This is a genomic window from Duganella sp. Root1480D1 (genome assembly GCF_001427305.1).
Taxonomy (GTDB): Bacteria; Pseudomonadota; Gammaproteobacteria; order Burkholderiales; family Burkholderiaceae_D; genus Rugamonas.
Genome location: NZ_LMFZ01000005.1, coordinates 124,293 through 143,851, shown reverse-complemented (window position 1 = coordinate 143,851; position 19,559 = coordinate 124,293). Strand labels below are relative to the sequence as shown.

General features: G+C 61.4%; 18 protein-coding genes. 2 read left to right on the top strand and 16 right to left on the bottom strand.

Annotated features, from left to right (window positions below):
• Positions 1-67: 67 nt before the first annotated feature.
• On the top strand, positions 68-826 hold the full coding sequence (locus tag ASD58_RS07505; protein WP_156401190.1) for a hypothetical protein: 759 nt from the start codon (positions 68-70) through the stop codon (positions 824-826).
• Positions 823-3,063, top strand: a complete 2,241-nt coding sequence (locus ASD58_RS07500; RefSeq protein ID WP_057260471.1) for a hypothetical protein — start codon at positions 823-825, stop codon at positions 3,061-3,063. Before ASD58_RS07505 ends, ASD58_RS07500 begins: the two co-directional genes overlap by 4 nt.
• 2 nt (positions 3,064-3,065) lie before the next feature.
• Here the strand turns inward: ASD58_RS07500 and ASD58_RS07495 are convergent, their stop codons facing one another.
• The 16 genes from ASD58_RS07495 to ASD58_RS07420 form a co-directional block, all read right to left on the bottom strand.
• Positions 3,066-3,977: a DNA-3-methyladenine glycosylase 2 gene (locus ASD58_RS07495; protein WP_057260470.1), complete on the bottom strand. Its 912-nt coding sequence runs from the start codon at positions 3,975-3,977 to the stop codon at positions 3,066-3,068.
• A complete protein-coding gene (locus ASD58_RS07490; protein WP_057260469.1) occupies positions 3,974-4,873 on the bottom strand; it encodes a DMT family transporter in 900 nt (299 codons plus the stop codon). Before ASD58_RS07490 ends, ASD58_RS07495 begins: the two co-directional genes overlap by 4 nt.
• A 163-nt stretch (positions 4,874-5,036) precedes the next feature.
• On the bottom strand, positions 5,037-6,044 hold the full coding sequence (locus ASD58_RS07485; protein WP_057260468.1) for an XdhC family protein: 1,008 nt from the start codon (positions 6,042-6,044) through the stop codon (positions 5,037-5,039).
• 20 nt (positions 6,045-6,064) lie between these two features.
• Positions 6,065-6,454: a surface-adhesin E family protein gene (locus ASD58_RS07480; RefSeq protein WP_057260467.1), complete on the bottom strand. Its 390-nt coding sequence runs from the start codon at positions 6,452-6,454 to the stop codon at positions 6,065-6,067.
• Positions 6,451-7,560 carry a M48 family metallopeptidase gene (locus tag ASD58_RS07475; protein WP_057260466.1) on the bottom strand — a complete coding sequence of 370 codons (1,110 nt, stop codon included), beginning with the start codon at positions 7,558-7,560 and terminating at the stop codon, positions 6,451-6,453. The genes ASD58_RS07480 and ASD58_RS07475 overlap by 4 nt, the downstream gene beginning before the upstream one ends.
• A 10-nt stretch (positions 7,561-7,570) precedes the next feature.
• Complete coding sequence (dut, locus tag ASD58_RS07470; protein WP_055930551.1) at positions 7,571-8,020, bottom strand: dUTP diphosphatase; 450 nt, start codon at positions 8,018-8,020, stop codon at positions 7,571-7,573.
• Positions 8,017-9,237: a bifunctional phosphopantothenoylcysteine decarboxylase/phosphopantothenate--cysteine ligase CoaBC gene (gene coaBC / locus ASD58_RS07465; RefSeq protein WP_200951583.1), complete on the bottom strand. Its 1,221-nt coding sequence runs from the start codon at positions 9,235-9,237 to the stop codon at positions 8,017-8,019. The genes dut and coaBC overlap by 4 nt, the downstream gene beginning before the upstream one ends.
• Positions 9,238-9,247: 10 nt before the next feature.
• Positions 9,248-9,760 (bottom strand): signal peptidase II, encoded by a 513-nt coding sequence (gene lspA / locus ASD58_RS07460; protein ID WP_057260464.1) that lies wholly within the window; start codon positions 9,758-9,760, stop codon positions 9,248-9,250.
• Positions 9,761-9,810: 50 nt separating this feature from the next.
• Positions 9,811-12,669: an isoleucine--tRNA ligase gene (gene ileS / locus ASD58_RS07455; RefSeq protein WP_057260463.1), complete on the bottom strand. Its 2,859-nt coding sequence runs from the start codon at positions 12,667-12,669 to the stop codon at positions 9,811-9,813.
• Between the two features lie 53 nt (positions 12,670-12,722).
• Positions 12,723-13,682 carry a bifunctional riboflavin kinase/FAD synthetase gene (locus ASD58_RS07450; RefSeq protein WP_057260462.1) on the bottom strand — a complete coding sequence of 320 codons (960 nt, stop codon included), beginning with the start codon at positions 13,680-13,682 and terminating at the stop codon, positions 12,723-12,725.
• 103 nt (positions 13,683-13,785) lie between these two features.
• A complete protein-coding gene (locus ASD58_RS07445) occupies positions 13,786-14,997 on the bottom strand; it encodes a lipopolysaccharide assembly protein LapB (RefSeq protein ID WP_057260461.1) in 1,212 nt (403 codons plus the stop codon).
• An 84-nt stretch (positions 14,998-15,081) separates the two neighbouring features.
• Positions 15,082-15,504 (bottom strand): biopolymer transporter ExbD, encoded by a 423-nt coding sequence (locus ASD58_RS07440; protein WP_057260460.1) that lies wholly within the window; start codon positions 15,502-15,504, stop codon positions 15,082-15,084.
• Positions 15,505-15,558: 54 nt separating this feature from the next.
• The gene (locus tag ASD58_RS07435) at positions 15,559-15,987 is read right to left on the bottom strand and encodes a biopolymer transporter ExbD (RefSeq protein WP_028101866.1); all 429 of its coding nucleotides are present in this window, start codon (positions 15,985-15,987) and stop codon (positions 15,559-15,561) included.
• 4 nt (positions 15,988-15,991) lie between these two features.
• Positions 15,992-16,915, bottom strand: a complete 924-nt coding sequence (locus ASD58_RS07430; protein WP_200951582.1) for a MotA/TolQ/ExbB proton channel family protein — start codon at positions 16,913-16,915, stop codon at positions 15,992-15,994.
• A gap of 87 nt (positions 16,916-17,002) precedes the next feature.
• Positions 17,003-17,665: an energy transducer TonB gene (locus ASD58_RS07425; protein ID WP_057260459.1), complete on the bottom strand. Its 663-nt coding sequence runs from the start codon at positions 17,663-17,665 to the stop codon at positions 17,003-17,005.
• A 364-nt stretch (positions 17,666-18,029) separates the two neighbouring features.
• Positions 18,030-19,559: a SpoVR family protein gene (locus ASD58_RS07420; RefSeq protein WP_156401195.1), complete on the bottom strand. Its 1,530-nt coding sequence runs from the start codon at positions 19,557-19,559 to the stop codon at positions 18,030-18,032.

Sequence of the window (19,559 nt, the reverse complement as noted above, 5' to 3'; positions counted from 1 at the left end):
AAGGTGAGGGTCAAGCGTTGCGTGCAAAAACGTGATGGTAAGCGATCCATCCCTTATGATGTTGGTCATGCAACGTTTGCTCCTGTTGATCGTCATCTTGCTGCTGGCCCGCGCCGACAGCAGCCGCTTGCCGAATGCCCATCCGGCGTTGGCCTTGCTGCCCCTGAAGATGGCCTGGGCCTGGGAGCGTGCGGAAGACTTGCGCTGGCTGCCAGGCGATGCCGGGGTGGCGTTTGTCGCCTCCAGCATCATGCTTCAAGGTGACGAGGCCCTGGTGCGCCCGCGCAGCGCCCGGCTGCTGGTGGCGCCGGCCACCGCACGCGTGCCGGTGCTGCATGTCGACATGTCCGGGCGCGAACCGCCGGCATTGAACGATGGTCAGATGCAGGCCATCGTGACAGAACTGCTGCGCATTGCTGCGGGCGGCAACCGCCAGGTGGTGCAGCTCGATTTCGAAGTGCGGCGCTCGCAGCGCCCCTTCCTGGCGCGTACCGTCGCAGCCATCCGCCGCGCCTTGCCGCCCGACGTGGCGCTGTCGGTAACGGCGCTGGCGTCCTGGTGCCTCGACGACGCCTGGCTGGCCGAAGGCATGGCCGACGAAGTGGTGCCAATGGCTTTTCGCATGGGCCAGCAACAGCATGAGCTGCGCCAGCGCCTGCGCTGGCAGGGATTTGCCCAGCCCTATTGCCGCCAGGCGGTTGGCTACGCGACCGACGAACCGCGCCTGCGCCGCCTGGCTCCGCGCAGCTATTACTTTTCTCCCCGATCCTGGACGGCTGACCAATGGCAGGCCCTCCATTCCCCTAGCAAGGTACACGCTCCATGAAATCCTTCCCCAGGCTGCGCAAGCTGGCAGCCGTTGCTGCCCTGGCCGTCCTGCCGCAATATGTGCTCTCAAGCGGCGGCGACGGCTTCAATTACAACCTCTATGCCAATGAATTCATGGTCGCCCCAGGTGCATTGCCGAAATACGCTGCGGGCAACCTCGGCGTGCTCTCCAGCAGCTATTGGCGGGTGTACCTTTACCTGGCTTACCAGGCTGCCAAAGGGCGCGCCATCACACCGGCGCAAGCGGCCTCGCTCAAAGTGTCGGGATGGCACTTGGGGGATCACTACAGGGCCTGGGACTATGTGGGCAATGCCGAAAGAAATGGCAGCGCCGATTGGTTCAAGGCGCGCGCGCCGCTCGCGCTGCAAGCAGGATTGCCGGCGGAGGCCAGGGTCGTGATCACGGGCAGTGAGGATTGGAGCAATTACGTGAATTGCCACGCCGATGCTTTCCGGCGTGCCGCCGCAACGGCCAAGGCGCGCGCGCAACTCGGGTCAGGCGGCAAGCCAGACCAGTGGTTCAAGGCCTGGCTGGAAGGGCAGGACGCGGTGTTCGCCAATTGCGGCGTACAATCGGCGCCGTCGCAAGCGGTGCTGCCGCCAGCACTACCCGGCGATGCCCCCGGTTGGCTGAAGGCAGACCGCGCCTATCAGGAAGCGGCAGCCAATTTCTATTCGGGGAATCTCGAAACCGCACGCCGCCAGTTCCTGGCCGTGGCGCAGGATGCGAATTCGCCCTGGCAGCCGTTGGGCTCCTACCTGGCGGCGCGATGCCTGATCCGCAGCGCTACGCTGCAAGGAGAAGGCGCGAACGACATTCGCGTCGCCAGATTCAGGCAGGCGCGCGAAGAACTTGCAACGCTGGCGCCATCCTACGCCCCGGCGAGGCAAATGATGTTGCTGGTCGACGCGCGCCTCGACCCCGCCGCGCAAGTAAAGGCCCTGGCGCGCCGCCTGGAGCAGGAACCCTTCAGTGCCGATACGCCAGGCATGTTGAGCGATTACCTCCTGCTGCTTGATAAGCTGCCGCGCAATGAAATGATCGCGGCCAGCGAGCCGCTGACTGCGTGGATCGGCACCATGCAGGGCAATTCGTTCGATTGGTATGACAGCGGCGACAATCCGGAAGTGATAGAGCGCCGCAAGCTGGCGCTGGACGCGGCGCGCCAGCATTGGCAGAAGCATGGCGACGCCCTATGGCTGGCGCCCCTGCTTACATTCGCCAAACCCGGAGAACTTGGTGAGGCTGAGAAGAAGGCAGCTGCCTCGGTGCCGGCCAGCCATCCGCTCTACCAGACCATGCAATACAACCTGATACGGCTGGCTGTTTCGGAAAACCTGCTGGCGCAGGCCGACAAGGATATCGACCGCTTGCTGGCAAGCCAGGGCAAAGCCATGTCGGTGGCCACCACCAACCGCTTCCTGGCCCTGAAGATGCTGACGGCAGATTCGATGGAAGGCTTTGCCAAGGCTGGACGGCGAGTACAGGACCCTGTGGAGCGTGGTGCGCCGATCGACGATGCGGCAAAGGACGCGGAAGGAAGCGACGACGATTTCCGCCTGGCAGTGTACCGCTACCTGCCAATGGCCAGCTTGAAAGCGCTGTACGCGAGCCCCGACTTGCTGTCGTCCTGGAAAGTGGAGCTGCGGGACGCCATCTTCACGCGCGCGCTGATTGCGAATGACGAGGCGAGCGCGCTCTCCCTGCTGGATGGCGTCGCCAAAGGGCGTAGCACTACCGCCCATTTGTACGCGCGCTATCGCGGGGCTGCCAGCGGGGAGGAACGCAAGCTGGCTGCGGCACTGATACTGGTGAATACTCCGGAGTTGAGGCCGCATGTATTCACTCAAGCGGGTCTTGGCAACGATGGATACTGCAGGCCTGTCAGCGCCGGCGACCGGCCGGCACCGGCGCCGCGCTTCCTGGGCAAGGGGCAGCGCGCGGAAGGGGCGCGGGAGCAGCAAGCCTTGCGCCAGCTGTCATTGCGTTCGATGTTCGTGGCCCCGACGCTGATGGCATGGGCTTCGGCCAAGCCAAATGACGTGGAAGCACCGAAAGCCTTGCATCTGCTGGTTGCATCGATGCGCAACGAATGCCCGTGGGCACCCACTGCGGAGGGACCTTCTCCAGCGCAATCGGAGTTGCGCAACAAGTATTCGAAGCAAGCCTTCACCATGCTGCATAAGCTTTACCCGAACAGCGACTGGGCCAAAAAAACCAGATACTACTATTGAGTTCAGGCCTCGAAGGCCAGGCTGGCCCACAAGTGGGCTGCCGCCATCGTGCGGTGTGGGGAATAGCGCTGCAACAGGGCTTCGGTGCGCGCCATATCCGGCTTGCTGTCTTCGCCCAGCAAGCGTTGCAGCGCCGCGCGGATGGCGACGTCGCCGTGCAACGAGCAGTCGGCGTAGCCGTAGCCGCGCAACAGGGCGTAATTGACCGTCCAGGGACCGATGCCTTTGACTGCCAGCAGTTTCTGGCAGATCGCGGGGATCGGATTGTCTTCGCGCTCTTCGATATCAAGTTCGCCGGCAGCGACAAGCTGTGCGAAGCGGATCAGGGTTTCCGCTTTGGCGCGCGAGAACTTGCGGGTGGTCAGGTCTTCGACCGTGAGCTGCGCCACGTCAGCCGCTTCGGGGTAACACCACAGGCCGTCCTTGTGCTGGCGTCCTGCCTGCAGGATAAAGGTGCGGCGCAGGGCAATCGCGAAGGACAGGTTGATTTGCTGGCCGATGATGGCCCAGGTCAGGGCTTCGAATACCGTAGCCGACTGCACGATGCGCAGCCCCGGCTGTCGCGCGACGAGGGGGCCGAGCAAGTCGTCCTCGCGCGCGAATGCGACGAAAGGCGCTGGATCGATGTGCAGGCCGAGGATGTTGCGGGCAGCGCCTTCGATTTGCGCCGCCAGCGCAAGTGGAACCTTGCGGGCGCGAGGCAGGTCGATGTCGGCCTCGCAGGCGATGGAGCTTGCGCGCCCCTTGGGTAAGGTGACGGTCAGCACCACTGGCACGCCGTCCAGCAGCATGCCCTTGCGGATCGCCTCGGGGCTTACCAGTTCGGCGACACTTTCGGCATCGCGGCTATGGAAGGCCAGTACATCCTGCACGCGATATGCGGCAGGCAGGGGCAGCGAAAACGTATGCTTCATGCGGCCTCGGTCTTTTGCCCCCAGGGCAGCTTCACCTTGTAGCCCGTGACAAGCATGGTGCCGGTGATGACAATGGCCGCGCCGGCGATCGTGTACCAACCGACCACTTCATGCAGGAAGAGGGTGCCCCACAAGATGCCGAACAAGGGATTCAGGAAGGTGACGGTCAGTGCGGAAGTTGGCCCCACGTCGCGCACCAGGCCAAAGTAAAGCAGGTAAGCGATGCCGCTGCACAGCACGCCCAGCGCCAGGGCCGCACCCATGATGCCGATGGTCGGCTCGCCCGGCTGCGGGAAGATCGCCAGCGAGGGGATGGTCAGCAAGGCAGCCGCCCACATGCTGCCGTGGGCATTGGCGAAAGGTTCCACGCCCTGTGCCGACCTGGCTACCTTGGTATAGGTTGTGGCGATGCTATAGCTGAAGGCGGCCAGGGTGGCGGCGGCGATGGCCAGTCCTGCGCCTTCCTTGCTGCTGACATGGTCGAAACCGACCAGCATTGCGACGCCAATCGTGCCCAAGGCCAGGCCAAGCATTACGCGGCCTGAAACCATATGGCGGTGCCATACGGCGCCGACAATGGCGCCCCAGATCGGCGCCGTCGCATTCAGCACCGACAGTACGGAAGCCGTCAGCGTCTTGGCCGCAAATGCAAATAGCAGGAAGGGCAGGGCAGAGTTAAAGAATCCCAGCACCAGGTAATGCTTCCAATGCTGGCCCAGGTCCAGCCGCTTGCGCAGCACCAGTGCCACCACGGCCAGGAAGATGGCCGCAAACGTCACGCGGTACTCGATCAGCACGCCCGGCCCCAGCACCGGCGCCGCAATCCGCATGAACAGGAAAGAGCCGCCCCAGATGGCAGCCAGCAAAATCAGTTTGAGAAGGTTCGAAGTATTCATATTGTTCAGTTCGTGTCACACCATGGGGTCATCACGGGGACGCCCAGTCCCTAGGTGTGACACGTGCTTTTCTGTCGTGCAGTTGAGCTCGTGTCACACTTGGGGTGTGACCCCATGGTGTGACACGGGCTGGGCTGTGGCAAGCTGGTTCTTGCTATTGAATTCATGTCGGGCAGGCCGGGCCGGGTGCCGTTGCCAGTGCTGCGGCGTGGTTGATCTGCAGGACTTCGGGCACGCCGTTCTTCACCGCTGTCATTTCGGCCAGGATCGAAATGGCGATCTCCGGCGGTGTCTTGCTGCCGATGTACAGGCCGATCGGGCCGTGCAGGCGCGCGATCTGTTGTTCCGTCAGGTCGAATTGCAACAGGCGTTCGCGCCGCTTGTTGTTGTTGGCGCGCGAGCCGATGGCGCCAATGTAGAAGGCCTCGGATTTAAGCGCTTCCATCAGGGCCATGTCGTCGAGCTTGGGATCGTGCGTCAATGCCACCACCGCACTGCGCGAGTCGAGCTGCATTTCCAGTACCAGGTCGTCCGGCATGGCGTGCACCAGCGGTACTTCGGGCAGGGCCCAGCCAGCGCGGTATTCTTCGCGCGGATCGCATACGGTGACGTGGTAGTCCATGGCGCTGGCAATCTGCGCCAGCATGCGCGACAACTGGCCGGCGCCAATGATCAGCAGACGCCAGCGCGGGCCGTGCTGGGTGACCAGCAGGTCGCCACTGCGCTCGAGCACCGTACCGGGACGGGCGCGCTCCAGCGTGACCGCGCCATGGCGCAAGTCGAGCGTGCGCGCCACCAGTTCGTGCGCCGCCAATCGCTCCAGCAATTCGTCGATACGGCTGTGCGGGCCCAGCGGTTCGAGCGCCAGTTCGATGGTGCCGCCGCAGGGTAGGCCGAAGCGGTGCGCTTCGTCGGCGGTGATGCCGTAGCTGACCACTTCGGGCAGCTCGCGCACGATGCCTTCCCTGCGCACGCGGTCGATCAGGTCATCTTCAATACAGCCGCCGGAGACCGAACCGACCACGCGGCCGTCGTTGCAAATGGCCAGGGTGGCACCGATCGGCCGTGGGCTGGAGCCCCAGGTGCGGATCACCGTGACCAACTGGCAGCGATGTCCCGCTGCCAGCCAGGCGGAGCAAGTCTTGAGTACTTCGAGGTCGATGCTGTCCATGCACCGAACTATAGCAAGGGTCAGCGCTTTTTGCAGACGGCCTGCCAGGCCTTTTCCTGCAGGCTATCGGGCGCGATCGTTTCCGGGTCGTAGGCTTCGTACTTGAAGGTGCCGACCGGCTCCCCTTTGCCCAGGACATCGGCGTGGAAGGTCTGGCTGAGCAGGGTGCGGGTGCCGGCATCGCAGGCGTACAGGTGCAGCGAGCGCACCGAGAGGTACATCTTGCCGTCAGGCGCGGTCTGCGGCTTGCGGAAGGTTTCCATGGTCCAGGCCTTGCGGCCTTCGTCACCTTTGCGCACGGACTTATTGTCCAGCAGGAGGGTGCTGTCCTTGTCCTTGGCAACGGTGGTCCAGGGGCCCGCCAGCGCCACGCAGGGCGCCAGAGCGAGCATCAGGACCGCCGTTTTCATGGCAGCAGCGGGCGCTTGGCGGCCTGCTTGGCCTTGATTTCGGAAACGCTGCGGTCCATCGCGGCCAGGCGCGCGGTGACGTTCGGGTGGATCGCGGTGTAGCCGTTCAGCGCCGTCGCGGGGTACTGGCCGGACAGGCGTTGCCAGAAGCTATGCGCATTGCTGATGTTGTAGTTGGCACGGGCCAGCATATACAGCGCCAGGTTGTCGGCCGCCACGTCGTAGTCGGCCGGCATCGGGCGCACGCCTGCAGTGCCGACCAGCATGGTCAGGTCGGGCCGCACCGAAGCCAGGTTGTCGATAATGCTGGCCATGGTGGCGGTACTGCGCATGGTGCCGGCGTGGCCGAGGATGTTATGCGCCAGCTCTTTTGCCATCACATAGGCCACTGCTTCATCGTTCTGCGCGAAGTTGATCATGCCGCGCGTCAGCAGCACGCGGCTGCCGTCGTTGTACGCGTTCACATTGTCCGAGTTGCCCAGGTCGACACGGAAGGCGCAGGCGCGGGTCACCGGGACGTTCAGCGTCTGGTTGGCGCCGTTGCGCGCGATGGTCATGCTCAGGGTGGCGCTGTTGGCGGTCAGCGGGCCGAAGATGGCAGCAGCCTTGCTTTCGGCATCATGGCCTTTAGGCAGTGGCTTGCCACCGGCGGCAATCAGGTCGTCGCCCTTGCGCAGGCCGGCCTTGGCGGCGCCGCTGCCGGCCAGCACGCCCGACACTTGCAGCACGTCGTCGTAACCCAGCACCGCGGCCGAGGCGTCGGCGTATTCGCCCGGATAGGAGTACTTGTTCTTGGCGGTGAAACCAAGCAGGTTGCGCGCCTGCGCTTTGCACAGGTCGGCGTTATTGATCAACAGCGGGGCGGCGATGCGGTACAGGCGCTCCTGCTGGCCGGCGATCACTTTCAAGTGGTCGCGCGCGGCCTGCATTTGCGGCGTCACCACCGGGGCGGCAGGCGCCGACGGCGGGATCGGCTGTGCTGGTGCGGCAGGCTCGCTGCCGGACTGGAACGTTGAACAGGCAGAAAGCAGGAGCGAGGCCGCAATCGCGGGCCAGGTCAGCCGGCGGGCCGGCGAAAGGGTTTGATTGCATTGCTCTACTGCCATAGATATTTCCTCAGTGCTTGCCTGTGCTGCCGAAACCTCCGGCGCCGCGGTCGCTGGCCTCGAAGTCTTCGACAACATTGAAGCCAACCTGCAGCACGGGCACGATGATCAATTGCGCCAGGCGCTCCATTGGGTTCAGCGTAAACGTGTTTAAGCCCCGGTTCCAGGTAGACACCATCAATTGTCCCTGGTAATCGGAGTCAATCAAGCCTACCAGATTCCCCAAAACAATGCCGTTCTTGTGGCCCATGCCGGAGCGCGGCAGGATCATGGCGGCGTAGCCCGGGTCGGCGATATGGATCGCCAGGCCGGTCGGCACCAGCACGGTCTGGCCAGGCTCGATCACCAGCGGTGCATCGATGCAGGCACGCAGGTCGAGGCCGGCGCTGCCAGGCGTTGCATAGGCCGGCATCTGTTCTTTCATGCGCGGGTCGAGGATTTTGACGTCTACAGTTTTCATTGGAAGAGCGAGTTCTTGTCGATGCGTTTGGCGATTTCGGAAATCAGCTGGCGCGCCAGCGTGAGCTTGTCGGCGCGCGGCAGGATGGTGTGCCCGTGTTCGTCAAACAGGATGATGGTGTTGTCGTCCTGGCCGAAGGTGTTGTGGCCGATATTGCCGACCAGGAGCGGGATGCCTTTGCGTTCACGTTTGCTGGCGCCGTATTCGATCAGGTTTTCCGATTCGGCGGCGAAGCCTACGCAGTAAGGCCAACCGGCCAGGCTGGTGCGGGTGGCCACGCTGGCCAGGATATCCGGGTTTTGTTCGAACTTCAGTTCCGGCACGCTGCCGTCGCCGGTTTTCTTGACCTTCTGCGCGCTTGGATTCACCACCTTCCAGTCGGCCACGGCGGCCACGGAGATGAACACGTGCTGGCCGCCGATATGGTCCATCACGGCGTCGAACATCTGCTGCGCGCTCTTGACGTCGTGGCGGTCGACGCCGAACGGCGTTGCCAGTGCGGTCGGGCCGGACACCAGGGTCACTTCGGCGCCGGCTTCACGCGCGGCGCGCGCCACGGCGTAGCCCATCTTGCCGGAGGAAAGATTGGTGATGCCGCGCACCGGGTCGATGGCTTCGAAGGTCGGGCCGGCGGTGACGAGGATGCGCTTGCCGGCCAGGACTTTCGGCTGGAAAGCGGCGATCATTTCGGCCAGCAGTTGTTCCGGTTCCAGCATGCGGCCCAGGCCTGTTTCGCCGCAAGCCTGGTCGCCGGCGGCCGGGCCGAACACGGTGATGCCGTCTGCGCGCACCTGGTCCACATTGCGCTGGGTGGCCGGGTTGGACCACATCTCGACATTCATGGCCGGCGCGATCAGCAGCGGCAGGGTGCGCGGGCGGGCCAGGCACATGGTCGACAGCAGGTCGTCGCACACGCCGTGCGCCAGCTTGACAATGAAATCGGCGGAGCAGGGCGCGATCAGGATGGCGTCGGCGTCGCGGGTGACGTCGATGTGGGCCATATTATTGTTCACCCGCGGATCCCACTGGCTGCTGAAGACCGGCTTGCCGGACAGCGCCTGCATCGTCACCGGGGTGATGAAGTGGGTAGCGGCATCGGTCATCACCACCTGCACCGAGGCGCCTTCCTTGGTCAGCGCGCGGCACAGTTCAGCGGCCTTGTAGCAGGCGACGCCGCCGGACAGGCCGAGGACGATTTTCTTGCCAGACAGTTCCATGATGCTGCTCCTACTTGTTCACGCGGCGCAGTTCGTCGAGTACGAACAGCGCGGCGCCGACGCAGATGGCCGAATCGGCGATGTTAAAGGCAGGGAAGTGGCCGAAGCTGGCCCAGTGGAAATCGAGGAAGTCGATCACGTGGCCGTAGGCGATGCGGTCGATCACGTTGCCAAGGGCGCCGCCCAGGATCAGGGCCAGGGCCCAGCAGAACATGCGCTGGCCGCTGTGGCGTTTCAGCAGATAGATGATGTACAAAGCAGCGATCACGCCAATGGCGGTGAACATATGGCGCTGCCAGCCGCCTTCATTGGCCAGGAAACTGAATGCGGCGCCCTTGTTGTAGGCCAGGACCAGGTTGAAAAAACTGGTAATGACCTTTTCTTCGCCGTACACGAACAGCTTGCTGATCGTGATCTTGGAAAGCTGGTCGAGCAGGATGACGATAAAGGCAATGCCCAGCCAAGGTGCCATGCTGCCGGAGGCGGGTTTGCTGCTGAAGGTGTTGGTCTTTTTGGTGGCCATGTAGATTCGAGGTAAGGGCCGCCGCGCATCAGCGCGGCGGCAAAGCCATATCAGGCGAACTTGCGGGACTCGCCGGCGCCGAACAGGTTGGAGTGGCAACGGCCGCACAGACCAGGGTGGTCGGCGTGCGAACCCACGTCGGCGCGGTAGTGCCAGCAGCGCTCGCACTTCTGCGCGTTCGAGGCAGCGACGTTCACCGCCTCATCCGCTTCCGATGCCACTTCGACCGCCTTGGCCAGCGAGGTGATGAAGATGAACTTCAGGTCGTCGTCCAGCGAAGACAGAACCTTGAACTTGTCGCCGGAAGCCTTGATTTCCAGTTCCGCCTGCAGCGAGGAACCGATTGCGCCGGAGCCGCGCAGTTCTTCGAGCTGCTTGGTCACGTCGGCACGCACGGCGATGATGGTCGCGTACTTGGCCATCAGGGATTCCGCATCGGCCAGTTCCGGCAACTGCCACCAGGTCTGGGTGTAGATGGTTTCGTCGCTGGCCTTGAAGCTTTCTTCGCCGGCGAACGATGCCCACGCCTCTTCGGCGGTAAAGCACAGGATCGGCGCCATCAGGCGCAGCAGCGACTGGGTGATGTGCCACAGCGCGGTCTGCGCGGAACGGCGTGCTTTGGAATCGACCGCAGTGGTGTACAGGCGGTCCTTCAGGATGTCCAGGTAGAAGCCGCCCAGGTCCTCGGAGCAGAAGTTCTGCAGCTTCGATACCACCGGGTGGAACTCGTAACGGTCATAGTGAGCGGACAGTTGCGCCTGCAGTGCTGCCATATTGGCCAGCGCGTAACGGTCGATTTCCAGCAGCTCGGCGACCGGCACGGCGTTCGCCTTCGGATCGAAGTCCGAGGTGTTGGCCAGCAGGAAGCGCAGGGTGTTGCGGATGCGGCGGTAGGATTCCGTCACGCGCTTCAGGATCTCGTCGGAGATCGACAGCTCGGAGGTGTAGTCGGTGGCTGCAACCCACAGGCGCAAGATGTCGGCACCCAGGGTATCGGAAACTTTCTGCGGCGCGACGGTGTTGCCGATCGACTTGGACATCTTCTTGCCTTCGCCGTCGACCACGAAGCCGTGGGTCAGCAGCGCCTTGTACGGCGGACGGCCGTTCAGCATCGAAGAGGTCAGCAGCGAGGAGTGGAACCAGCCGCGGTGCTGGTCCGAGCCTTCCAGGTACAGGTCGGCCGGGAAGTGCGACTGCTCCGGGTGCGAGCCGCGCAGCACGGTCTGGTGGGTGCAGCCGGAGTCGAACCACACGTCCAGCGTGTCCTTGTTTTTCACATAGTGCTCGGCTTCCGCGCCCAGCAGGGTAGCCGGCTCCAGTGCCTGCCAGGCGTCGATGCCGCCTTGCTCGATCAGCTTGGCCACTTGCTCCAGCAGTTCCGCGGTGCGCGGATGCAGCTCGCCGGTTTCCTTGTGGACGAACACGGCCATCGGCACGCCCCACTGGCGCTGGCGCGACAGGGTCCAGTCCGGACGGTTGGCGATCATGCCGTGCAGGCGCGCCTTGCCCCAGTCAGGGAAGAATTCGGTCGCTTCGATGCCTTCCAGCGCGGTTTCGCGCAGGGTGGAACCGCCGTCCAGCGGCTGGATGTCCATGCCGGCGAACCACTGCGAGGTGGCGCGGTAGACGATCGGGGTCTTGTGGCGCCAGCAGTGCATGTAGCTGTGGTCGAACATCTTCAGTTCGAACAAGGCGCCCGCTTCGCGCAGCGCTTCGCAGATCGGCTTCGATGCTTCCCAGATGCTCATGCCGCCGAACAGCGGCAGGGAAGGGATGTATTTGCCGTCGCCCATCACCGGCTTGAGGATGTCGTCATCCTTCATGCCGTGCGATTTGCAGGAGATAAAGTCGTCCTGGCCGTAGGCAGGGGCGGAGTGCACCACGCCGGTACCGCTTTCGGTGGTCACGTAGTCGGCGATGTACACCGGCGACAGGCGGTCGTAGAAAGCGTCGCGGGCGTGCAGCGGGTGCTTGAAGGCGATGCCTGCCAGCTTGTCGCCGGTGGCGGTAGCGATGACCGTGCCTTCCAGCTTGTAGCGCTCCAGGCAGGATGCCACCAGGTCTTTCGCCAGGATCAGCAGCAGCGGCTTGCCATCGCGCTCAGTCTGCACCAGCGCGTAGGTCACCTCGTGGTGCATGTTCAGGGCCTGGTTGGACGGGATGGTCCAAGGCGTGGTGGTCCAGATCACCACGAAGCCGTCGCCGGCCGGCAGGGCAGGCAGGCCGAAGGCGGTTGCCAGCTTGTCGTGTTCATGGAAGGCGAAGCCGACGTCGATCGCCGGGTCGCGCTTGTTCTGGTATTCCACTTCCGCTTCGGCCAGTGCGGAGCCGCAATCGAAGCACCAGTTGACCGGCTTCAGGCCGCGGTAGACGTAACCTTTTTCCAGCAGCTTGCCCAGGGCGCGCAGCTCGTCGGCCTCGTTGCCGTAGTTCATGGTCAGGTATGGGTTGTCCCATTCACCGAGCACGCCCAGGCGGATGAAGTCCTTCTTCTGGCGCTCGACCTGCTCGTGCGCGTAGGCGCGCGCCTTGGTCAGCACGTCTGCGGTCGGCAGGTTCTTGCCGAACAGTTTTTCGATCTGGATTTCGATCGGCATGCCGTGGCAATCCCAGCCTGGTACATAAGGCGCGTCGAAACCGGACAGGGTGCGCGACTTGACGACGATGTCCTTCAGGATCTTGTTGACGGCGTGGCCGATGTGGATGTCGCCATTGGCATATGGAGGACCGTCATGCAGCACGAACTTCGGGCGGCCGGCGGCAGCCTTGCGCACGCGTTCGTAGATCTTCTTGTCCTGCCACTGCTTGACCCAGCCCGGTTCGCGCTTGGCCAGGTCGCCGCGCATCGGGAATGGGGTTTCGGTCATATTGACCGGGTACTTGCTCTTGTTTGCTTTGTTGTCAGACATGATGAATGCTTTAAGTTTGTATTTCGGTAGGCGCTTGCGGAGTTGGGCAGCGTCTAAATTCGGTCGGTGACGGAGTTGGCGGCGAAGAAGGCGCGCGCTTGGCCGGCGTCGCGCTCGATGGCCTTGACCAGGGTAGGCAGGTCAATGAACTTTTCTTCGTCGCGGATCTTCTGCAGGAATTCGACGCGCACCACCTTGCCGTAGCAGTTCTGGGCGAAATCGAAGACGTGTACTTCCAGCAGCACGCGGCCGGCGTCTTCCACCGTTGGGCGCACGCCCAGGCTGGCCACTGCCGGCAAAGGCTGCGGAGCCAGGCCGTGCACCTGCACGATGAAGATGCCCGCGAGGGCAGGGCGGTGCGGCACGCGCAGGTTCAGCGTCGGGAAGCCGATATCGCGTCCCAGCTTGGCGCCGTGGATCACGTGGCCGGAAATCGAATAGGGATGTCCCAGCAGCGCTTGCGCATGCGGGAAATTGCCTTCCGCCAGCGCGCTGCGCACGGCGGAAGAGGAAATGCGGGTTTCGCCATTGCGCACGGTCGGCAGCACTTCGACTTCAAAGCCGTACCGCCTGCCCGCTTCGGCCAGCATGGCAACATTACCGGCACGCCTGGCGCCGTAGCAGAAATCGTCGCCCACCATCAGCCACTTCACGTGCAAGCCTTCGACCAGCACCTTCTCCACGAAACTTTGCGGCGACTGGCCGGCAAAGGCGTCGCAGAAGTGTTCGACGATCACGCGGTCGACGCCATTGTTTTCCAGCGCCTGCAACTTGTCGCGCAGGTTGGCGATGCGGGGCGGGGCTTTCGACATATCGCCCATTTTGTGCGCGAAGAATTCGCGCGGGTGCGGCTCGAAGGTCATCACGGCCGATTCCAGCCCGAGGCGATCGGCGGCGGCGCGCACGCGCGCCAGCAACGCCTGGTGGCCGCGGTGGACACCGTCGAAGTTGCCAATCGTCAAGGCGCAGGGCGCCCGCGCCGCTGCATTGGGAAGTCCGCGAAATACCTTCATTTATCTTGCTGTCAGGCTCAAATGCTTGATTATACGTGTTGAAAGTAAAAAAGCGCTGCCTGCGGGTGCAGGCAGCGCTTTTCTTGGCTCAGCCCGGCTTGGTTTAGACCGGGTTGTTAATGTACATGGTCCAGTAGCGGGCCAGTTCCGGCTCGCCAGCAGTACCTTTGACCGACTTCAGGGTGCTGATGGCAGCAGATTTCTTTCCGGCAACATACTGAGCCACGCCGTAGTGCAGCTTCATTTCTTCAGGCTTGCGGCCGGTGCCCAGCTTGATCGCTTCTTCCATCAGCTTCAGGCCATCGGCCTTGCCGTCGGAAACCAGGGCGTAGCCCAGGTTAGCCAGGCCGTCAGCATCTTTTTCCTTGCGGAAGTTGGCTTCCTGGGTGGCAGCGTTCTTCTGCTGGTCAGCCAGGGTCTTGGTGGCCAGGTCTTTCAGGCGCTGATGGCGGCCGGCGTCGGCGCCGGTGCCCAGGGCACCCTTCTTGTAGCCTTCGTCAACAATCTTCAGGGCTTCGGCAGCATTGCCTGCCTGCAGGGCCAGCTGGCCCATTTCCATGAATTCGGATGGCTTGGTGATCTGCTTCAGGGCCAGCTTGAGGCGCATCACGTCCAGGTTCAGAGTCGAGGAGAAGCCTGGCTTGCCAATCACGCGGTTCAGCAGGTCAGCCCAGTAGGATGCCTTGGGATAGGAAGCAGCCAGCTTTTCCAGGGTCTGCACGTAGCCAGCCTTGTCGTTCTGCTTCAGCTGGATGTTGGCCAGCATTTGCAGGCTGCCTTCGGACTTGGCGCCTTGCAGTTCCTTGGCAGCTTCGTTCAGCTTGCCGCTCTGGTAGTAGGTCTGGATCAGCTGCTCGCGCATCTGCGAATTGTTCGGATTATCCTTCAGGACCTTCTGGATGTAGGTGATCGCTTTTGGATAGTCGCGGGCGCGCAGGTAGATGCTGGCCAGTGCTTCGGTAATCTTTGGTGCTTGGGCGGAAGACAGCTTAGGGGAAGCCAGTACTTGCTCGAAGGCGCGCGCAGCGGTTTCATTCTCGCCAGCAGCGGTCGCGGCCGAGCCACGCGTATATTCGATCTGGAATTTTTCCAGGTCGGACTTGCCGCCGACTGCGTCAGCTTCCTTCAGTTTCGCCAGGGCTTCCTTGTAACGGCCGGAGGAGGCCAGTTTCTGCGCTTCCTGCAGTGGCTTGCCCACTTCAGCGCGCACGGTATCGGCATAAGCAATGGACGATACGCCCATCATTGGAACGGCAGCAGTAAAACCGATTGCGGCCATTACCAGGCCAAGATGTGCGAGACGAAACTTAATCATGGGGTGATTTTCTTTCTTCAAAATGCGAAATAGGCAGGATAACCTGCCTATTTGGGAAAATAAAGGGTGTTTTGGCCCAATTATTTACTGGAACTGCTCGTTGCCGACCAGACCAATCTTGGTGACGCCCAGACGCTGTGCCGAAGCCATGACGCCTGCAACCACACTGTAGTTAACCAGCTTGTTCGGACGCAGGTGCACTTCAGGCTGGTCAGCCTGTGCCGCTACGGCGATCAGCTTGTTCTCCAGGGCAGGGCGGTCAGGAACCACCACGTTGTCCCACAGGATGGTGCCGTCGAAGTCAACGTCGATGGTCACGACCACAGGTTCCTTGGTTGGCGGTGGCGGGGTGCCGACCGGCATGTTCAGGTTGACCGAGTGGTTCGCTTTTGGAATGGTGATGATCAGCAGAATGATCAGAACCAGCATGACGTCGATCATCGGCGTCATGTTCATTTCCATCATTGGTTCCGCGTCGCCGCTGGAACTGCCTACGCTCATACTCATGAATTGTGTTCCTTTTCAGAAGGCCGCCCCCAAACAGCCGGGGGCGGCTTGTTCTTACATCTTATCAGGTGGTTCGGTGATGAAACCGACCTTCTGGATGCCAGCACGCTGAGTGGTGTAGATCACTCGGCCGATCGATTCATATTTCGCGTCTTTGTCGCCGCGGACATGAACTTCAGGCTGAGGCACCTTCACAGCTTCCTCTTTCAGAAAATCGAACAGCTCATTCGCGTCGCGCATTTTCTTCTGGTTCCAGTAGATGTCGCCATCTTTGTTAACAACGATGTTGACGTTCTCTGGCTTGGTCTGGATTGCCTGGTTGATCTCTTCCGGCAGGTTGATCTTCTGCAGTTTGAGAACGACCGGGCTCGTGATCAGGAAGATGATCAGCAAAACCAGCATGATGTCCACGAGCGGAGTCGTGTTGATCTCACTGTTAAGCTGCTCTTCTCCGCCGGTATCGGAGCCTACGGACATCGACATGGTATTAACCTACTTTTTTCGACGAAGCAGCGGCGTTCGAGGTGGACATTGCGCCGGAGATCAGCACGGAGTGCACGTCAGCCGAGAAGGAACGCACGTCTTCCATTGCGGTTTTGTTACGACGCAGCAGCCAGTTGTAACCCAGAACGGCAGGAACTGCGACCAGCAGACCGAAAGCGGTCATGATCAGCGCTTCACCCACTGGACCTGCAACTTTGTCGATCGATGCGTTACCGGTCATACCGATGTTGGTCAGCGCGCCGTAAATACCCCAGACGGTACCGAACAGGCCGATGAACGGAGCGGTCGAACCAACGGTTGCCAGGAAGGACAGGCCATCGGACAGACGGGACTGCACTTTGTCAACAGCGCGCTGGATGGACATGGTCACCCAGGTCGACAGGTCGATTTGTTCCAGCAGGGCGCCGTCGTGGTGAGCGGTTGCCTTGGTGCCGGATTCAGCGATGAAGCGGAATGGGGAACCTTCGGTCAGGGTGGCGGTACCAGCAGCGATCGACGATGCTTTCCAGAACTTGGCAGCGGTTTCTTTCTGCTGTTTGAAGATCTTCTGTTGGTCGATGATCTTGGTCACGATGATGTACCAGGAACCGATCGACATGATCGACAGGATGATCAGGGTAGCACGGGCAACGAAGCCGGCTTCCCACACAGCGGAGATACCGAATGGGTTTTCGACTTCTTCTTTAGCGGCTGGAGCAGCTGGGGCAGCAGCTGGAGCGGCTGCTTCTGCTGCTGGAGCGGCTGCCGCGTCGGCTGCTGGAGCTGCAGGTGCGTCAGCGGCTGGAGCCGAAGCGGCTGCCGAGGCAGGCGCGTCAGCCATGGCTGGGGCGCTTACCAGGGCGGTAGCTGCGGTCACCGAGAACAGCACAGCGGCCAGTACAGCGGACAAACGGGTATTCTTAAACATGCTTCCTCCAAATTTGAAAAATAATCAGTTCGCTGGCTTAAACGACAACGGACTTACTTAGTTGCGAGACGGTGCTCTGTCTCAGGTTTATTCCAGCGTCCAGACGTATTGCATCTGTTGCCAGGTTTCTTGTGGATGGCCATCCACGGTGGCTGGCTTGAATTTGCACTTGGAGATGCCGACGACGGCAGCCTTGTCCAAATCACGGAAACCACTAGATTTCACTACTTTCGAATCGCCGACACGGCCGTCCGCACTGATCAGGAACGACAGGGTCACGGTACCGGTTTCCTCGTTACGCAGCGACGACTTCGGCCATTCAGGCTTGGCGCAGGTACCAAAGTCGACCACAGCCGGGGTACGAACACCAGTGGCCGCAGGGGCTGCGGGCGCTGGTGCCGCTGGAGGGGCTGGGCGAATATCGGTGGTGGCTGGCTTCACGTTGGTCGCGTTGGCGATCACGTTCTGCGCTGGCGGCGGTTGCTGCACGTTCACTTCGACCGGAGGAATGAATGGCGGTGGGGGTGCCTTCATCTCTGGTGGAGGTGGCGGTGGCGGCAGTTCTTTTGGCGGAGGTGGGGCGACCTCCTCGATGATCTTGGTCTCCACCGGTTCGATCATCTTGCTAATCATCTTCTTGCCCAGGCCGGATACGATGCCGTAACCAGCAATCACGTGCAGGATTACGACGAACGCGATGCCCGTATAGTTCTTCTTCCCGGCAATTTTCTCGTTATCACTGAAATTCATGCCTGCTTTCTCCAATACCAACTCTTGTGTTGCTACTTTAAACCCCCAAAATGGCGACACAAAGCTACAGCCGCATCCGGGACGTCGGCGAATTATACATACGAATTTTGGATTTTTGCATAGAATTTTGTCCCGAAAACCGTTTAAATTTCATGCCCTTAGCCCCATATTGGCAGGCTGTTACCAGACTACGCCAAAGTGGTCTGGCAGAAAAAGCAAGAGAAAATTGAGCATTTTTTCGCCTCTGCGATTGATCTTCATCACTTTTTCTTTAGGACAAAAGATTGCTCGCCAACATGGTCGGCGGAGCTAAGGAAATTTGGCGAAGTGTGTTGCTTCGACGTAACTCTGTCAAAAGCGGTCGTCAGATCACCCGGTTGCGCTTCTCGCGCTTGCACTCGATGGTGCTGATCACCTGGCCATCCGGCGAAACCGTATCCAGGTGAACGTCGAATCCCCACAGGCGGGCGACGTGCTTCAATACTTCGTTGGCCTGTTGGTTGAGGGGACGGCGGTTGTACTGCGTGTGGCGCAGTGTCAGGGCACGGTCGTCGCGGGTATTGACGGACCACACCTGTATATTAGGCTCGCGGTTGCCCAGGTTGTACTGGTCGGCCAGCATTTGCCGCACATAGCGGTAGCCCAGCTCGTCATGGATGGCCGAGACGGCCAGCTTGTCGTTCTTGTCGTCATCTAATACGGCAAAGAAGTGGAACTCGCGGATCAGGCGCGGCGAAAGATATTGCGCAATAAAACTTTCATCCTTGAAGTTGCGCATGGCAAAGTCGAGCGTCTTCTTCCAGTCGCTGCCGGCAATGTCAGGGAACCATTCGCGGTCTTCTTGCGTCGGGTTCTCGCAAATGCGCCGGATGTCGGACATCATCGCAAAGCCCAGCGCATACGGGTTGATGCCGTTGTAATAGGGGCTGTGCACCGGCGGCTGGTATACCACATTGGTATGGCTCTTCAGGAATTCCATCATGAAGCCGTCGCTGACCACGCCCTCATCGTACAACTGGTTGAGGATGGTGTAGTGCCAGAACGTGGCCCAGCCCTCATTCATCACCTGGGTCTGGCGCTGCGGGTAGAAATACTGGCTGATCTTGCGCACGATGCGCACGATCTCGCGCTGCCACGGTTCCAGCAGCGGGGCATACTTCTCTATAAAGTACAGCAGGTTTTCTTCCGGCTCGGGAGGGAAGCGCGGTGCCGGCTTGTCGACCGCTTCTTCTTCGCGCCGCGGCACGGTGCGCCACAACTCGTTGATCTGGGACTGCAGGTAGGCTTCGCGTTCCTTCTGTTTCATCGCTTCCTGCGCCAGCGACAGCTTGGCCGGCCGCTTGTAGCGGTCCACGCCATAGTTCTGGATCGCGTGGCAAGAGTCGAGCAGCAATTCAATGGCATCGATGCCATGGCGCTGCTCGCACTCGGTGATGTAATTCTTGGCGAACACCATGTAATCGATGATGGCATCGGCATCGGTCCAGGTCTTGAACAGGTAATTGCCCTTGAAGAAGGAATTGTGGCCGTAGGCAGCGTGGGCAATCACCAGCGCCTGCATGGTCAGGCTGTTCTCCTCCATTAGATAGGCAATGCAGGGGTTGGAGTTGATCACGATCTCGTAGGCCAGCCCCATCTGCCCGCGCTTGTAACCTTTCTCTGTTGCAAGGAAATGCTTGCCGAAAGACCAGTGCGCATACGATACCGGCATGCCTACCGAGGTGTAGGCATCCATCATTTGCTCGGCAGTAATAATTTCCAACTGGTTGGGATAGGTATCCAGCCCGAAGTTGTGCGCCACGCGGCGGATTTCCTCGTGCGCCTGCTCGATCAGTTCAAACGTCCATTCGGATTGCTCCGGAAGGGCGCGTGGATGCGGGGGGCGCTTGGTCAT

What these genes read in the sequence shown, in the direction of transcription:
- ASD58_RS07505 (WP_156401190.1), top strand. Translation starts at nt 68, where the DNA reads ATGCAACGTTTGCTCCTGTTGATCGTCATCTTGCTGCTGGCCCGCGCC.
- ASD58_RS07500 (WP_057260471.1), top strand. Translation starts at nt 823, where the DNA reads ATGAAATCCTTCCCCAGGCTGCGCAAGCTGGCAGCCGTTGCTGCCCTG.
- ASD58_RS07495 (WP_057260470.1), bottom strand. Translation starts at nt 3,977, where the DNA reads ATGAAGCATACGTTTTCGCTGCCCCTGCCTGCCGCATATCGCGTGCAG.
- ASD58_RS07490 (WP_057260469.1), bottom strand. Translation starts at nt 4,873, where the DNA reads ATGAATACTTCGAACCTTCTCAAACTGATTTTGCTGGCTGCCATCTGG.
- ASD58_RS07485 (WP_057260468.1), bottom strand. Translation starts at nt 6,044, where the DNA reads ATGGACAGCATCGACCTCGAAGTACTCAAGACTTGCTCCGCCTGGCTG.
- ASD58_RS07480 (WP_057260467.1), bottom strand. Translation starts at nt 6,454, where the DNA reads ATGAAAACGGCGGTCCTGATGCTCGCTCTGGCGCCCTGCGTGGCGCTG.
- ASD58_RS07475 (WP_057260466.1), bottom strand. Translation starts at nt 7,560, where the DNA reads ATGGCAGTAGAGCAATGCAATCAAACCCTTTCGCCGGCCCGCCGGCTG.
- dut (WP_055930551.1), bottom strand. Translation starts at nt 8,020, where the DNA reads ATGAAAACTGTAGACGTCAAAATCCTCGACCCGCGCATGAAAGAACAG.
- coaBC (WP_200951583.1), bottom strand. Translation starts at nt 9,237, where the DNA reads ATGGAACTGTCTGGCAAGAAAATCGTCCTCGGCCTGTCCGGCGGCGTC.
- lspA (WP_057260464.1), bottom strand. Translation starts at nt 9,760, where the DNA reads ATGGCCACCAAAAAGACCAACACCTTCAGCAGCAAACCCGCCTCCGGC.
- ileS (WP_057260463.1), bottom strand. Translation starts at nt 12,669, where the DNA reads ATGTCTGACAACAAAGCAAACAAGAGCAAGTACCCGGTCAATATGACC.
- ASD58_RS07450 (WP_057260462.1), bottom strand. Translation starts at nt 13,682, where the DNA reads ATGAAGGTATTTCGCGGACTTCCCAATGCAGCGGCGCGGGCGCCCTGC.
- ASD58_RS07445 (WP_057260461.1), bottom strand. Translation starts at nt 14,997, where the DNA reads ATGATTAAGTTTCGTCTCGCACATCTTGGCCTGGTAATGGCCGCAATC.
- ASD58_RS07440 (WP_057260460.1), bottom strand. Translation starts at nt 15,504, where the DNA reads ATGAGTATGAGCGTAGGCAGTTCCAGCGGCGACGCGGAACCAATGATG.
- ASD58_RS07435 (WP_028101866.1), bottom strand. Translation starts at nt 15,987, where the DNA reads ATGTCGATGTCCGTAGGCTCCGATACCGGCGGAGAAGAGCAGCTTAAC.
- ASD58_RS07430 (WP_200951582.1), bottom strand. Translation starts at nt 16,915, where the DNA reads ATGTTTAAGAATACCCGTTTGTCCGCTGTACTGGCCGCTGTGCTGTTC.
- ASD58_RS07425 (WP_057260459.1), bottom strand. Translation starts at nt 17,665, where the DNA reads ATGAATTTCAGTGATAACGAGAAAATTGCCGGGAAGAAGAACTATACG.
- ASD58_RS07420 (WP_156401195.1), bottom strand. Translation starts at nt 19,559, where the DNA reads ATGACCAAGCGCCCCCCGCATCCACGCGCCCTTCCGGAGCAATCCGAA.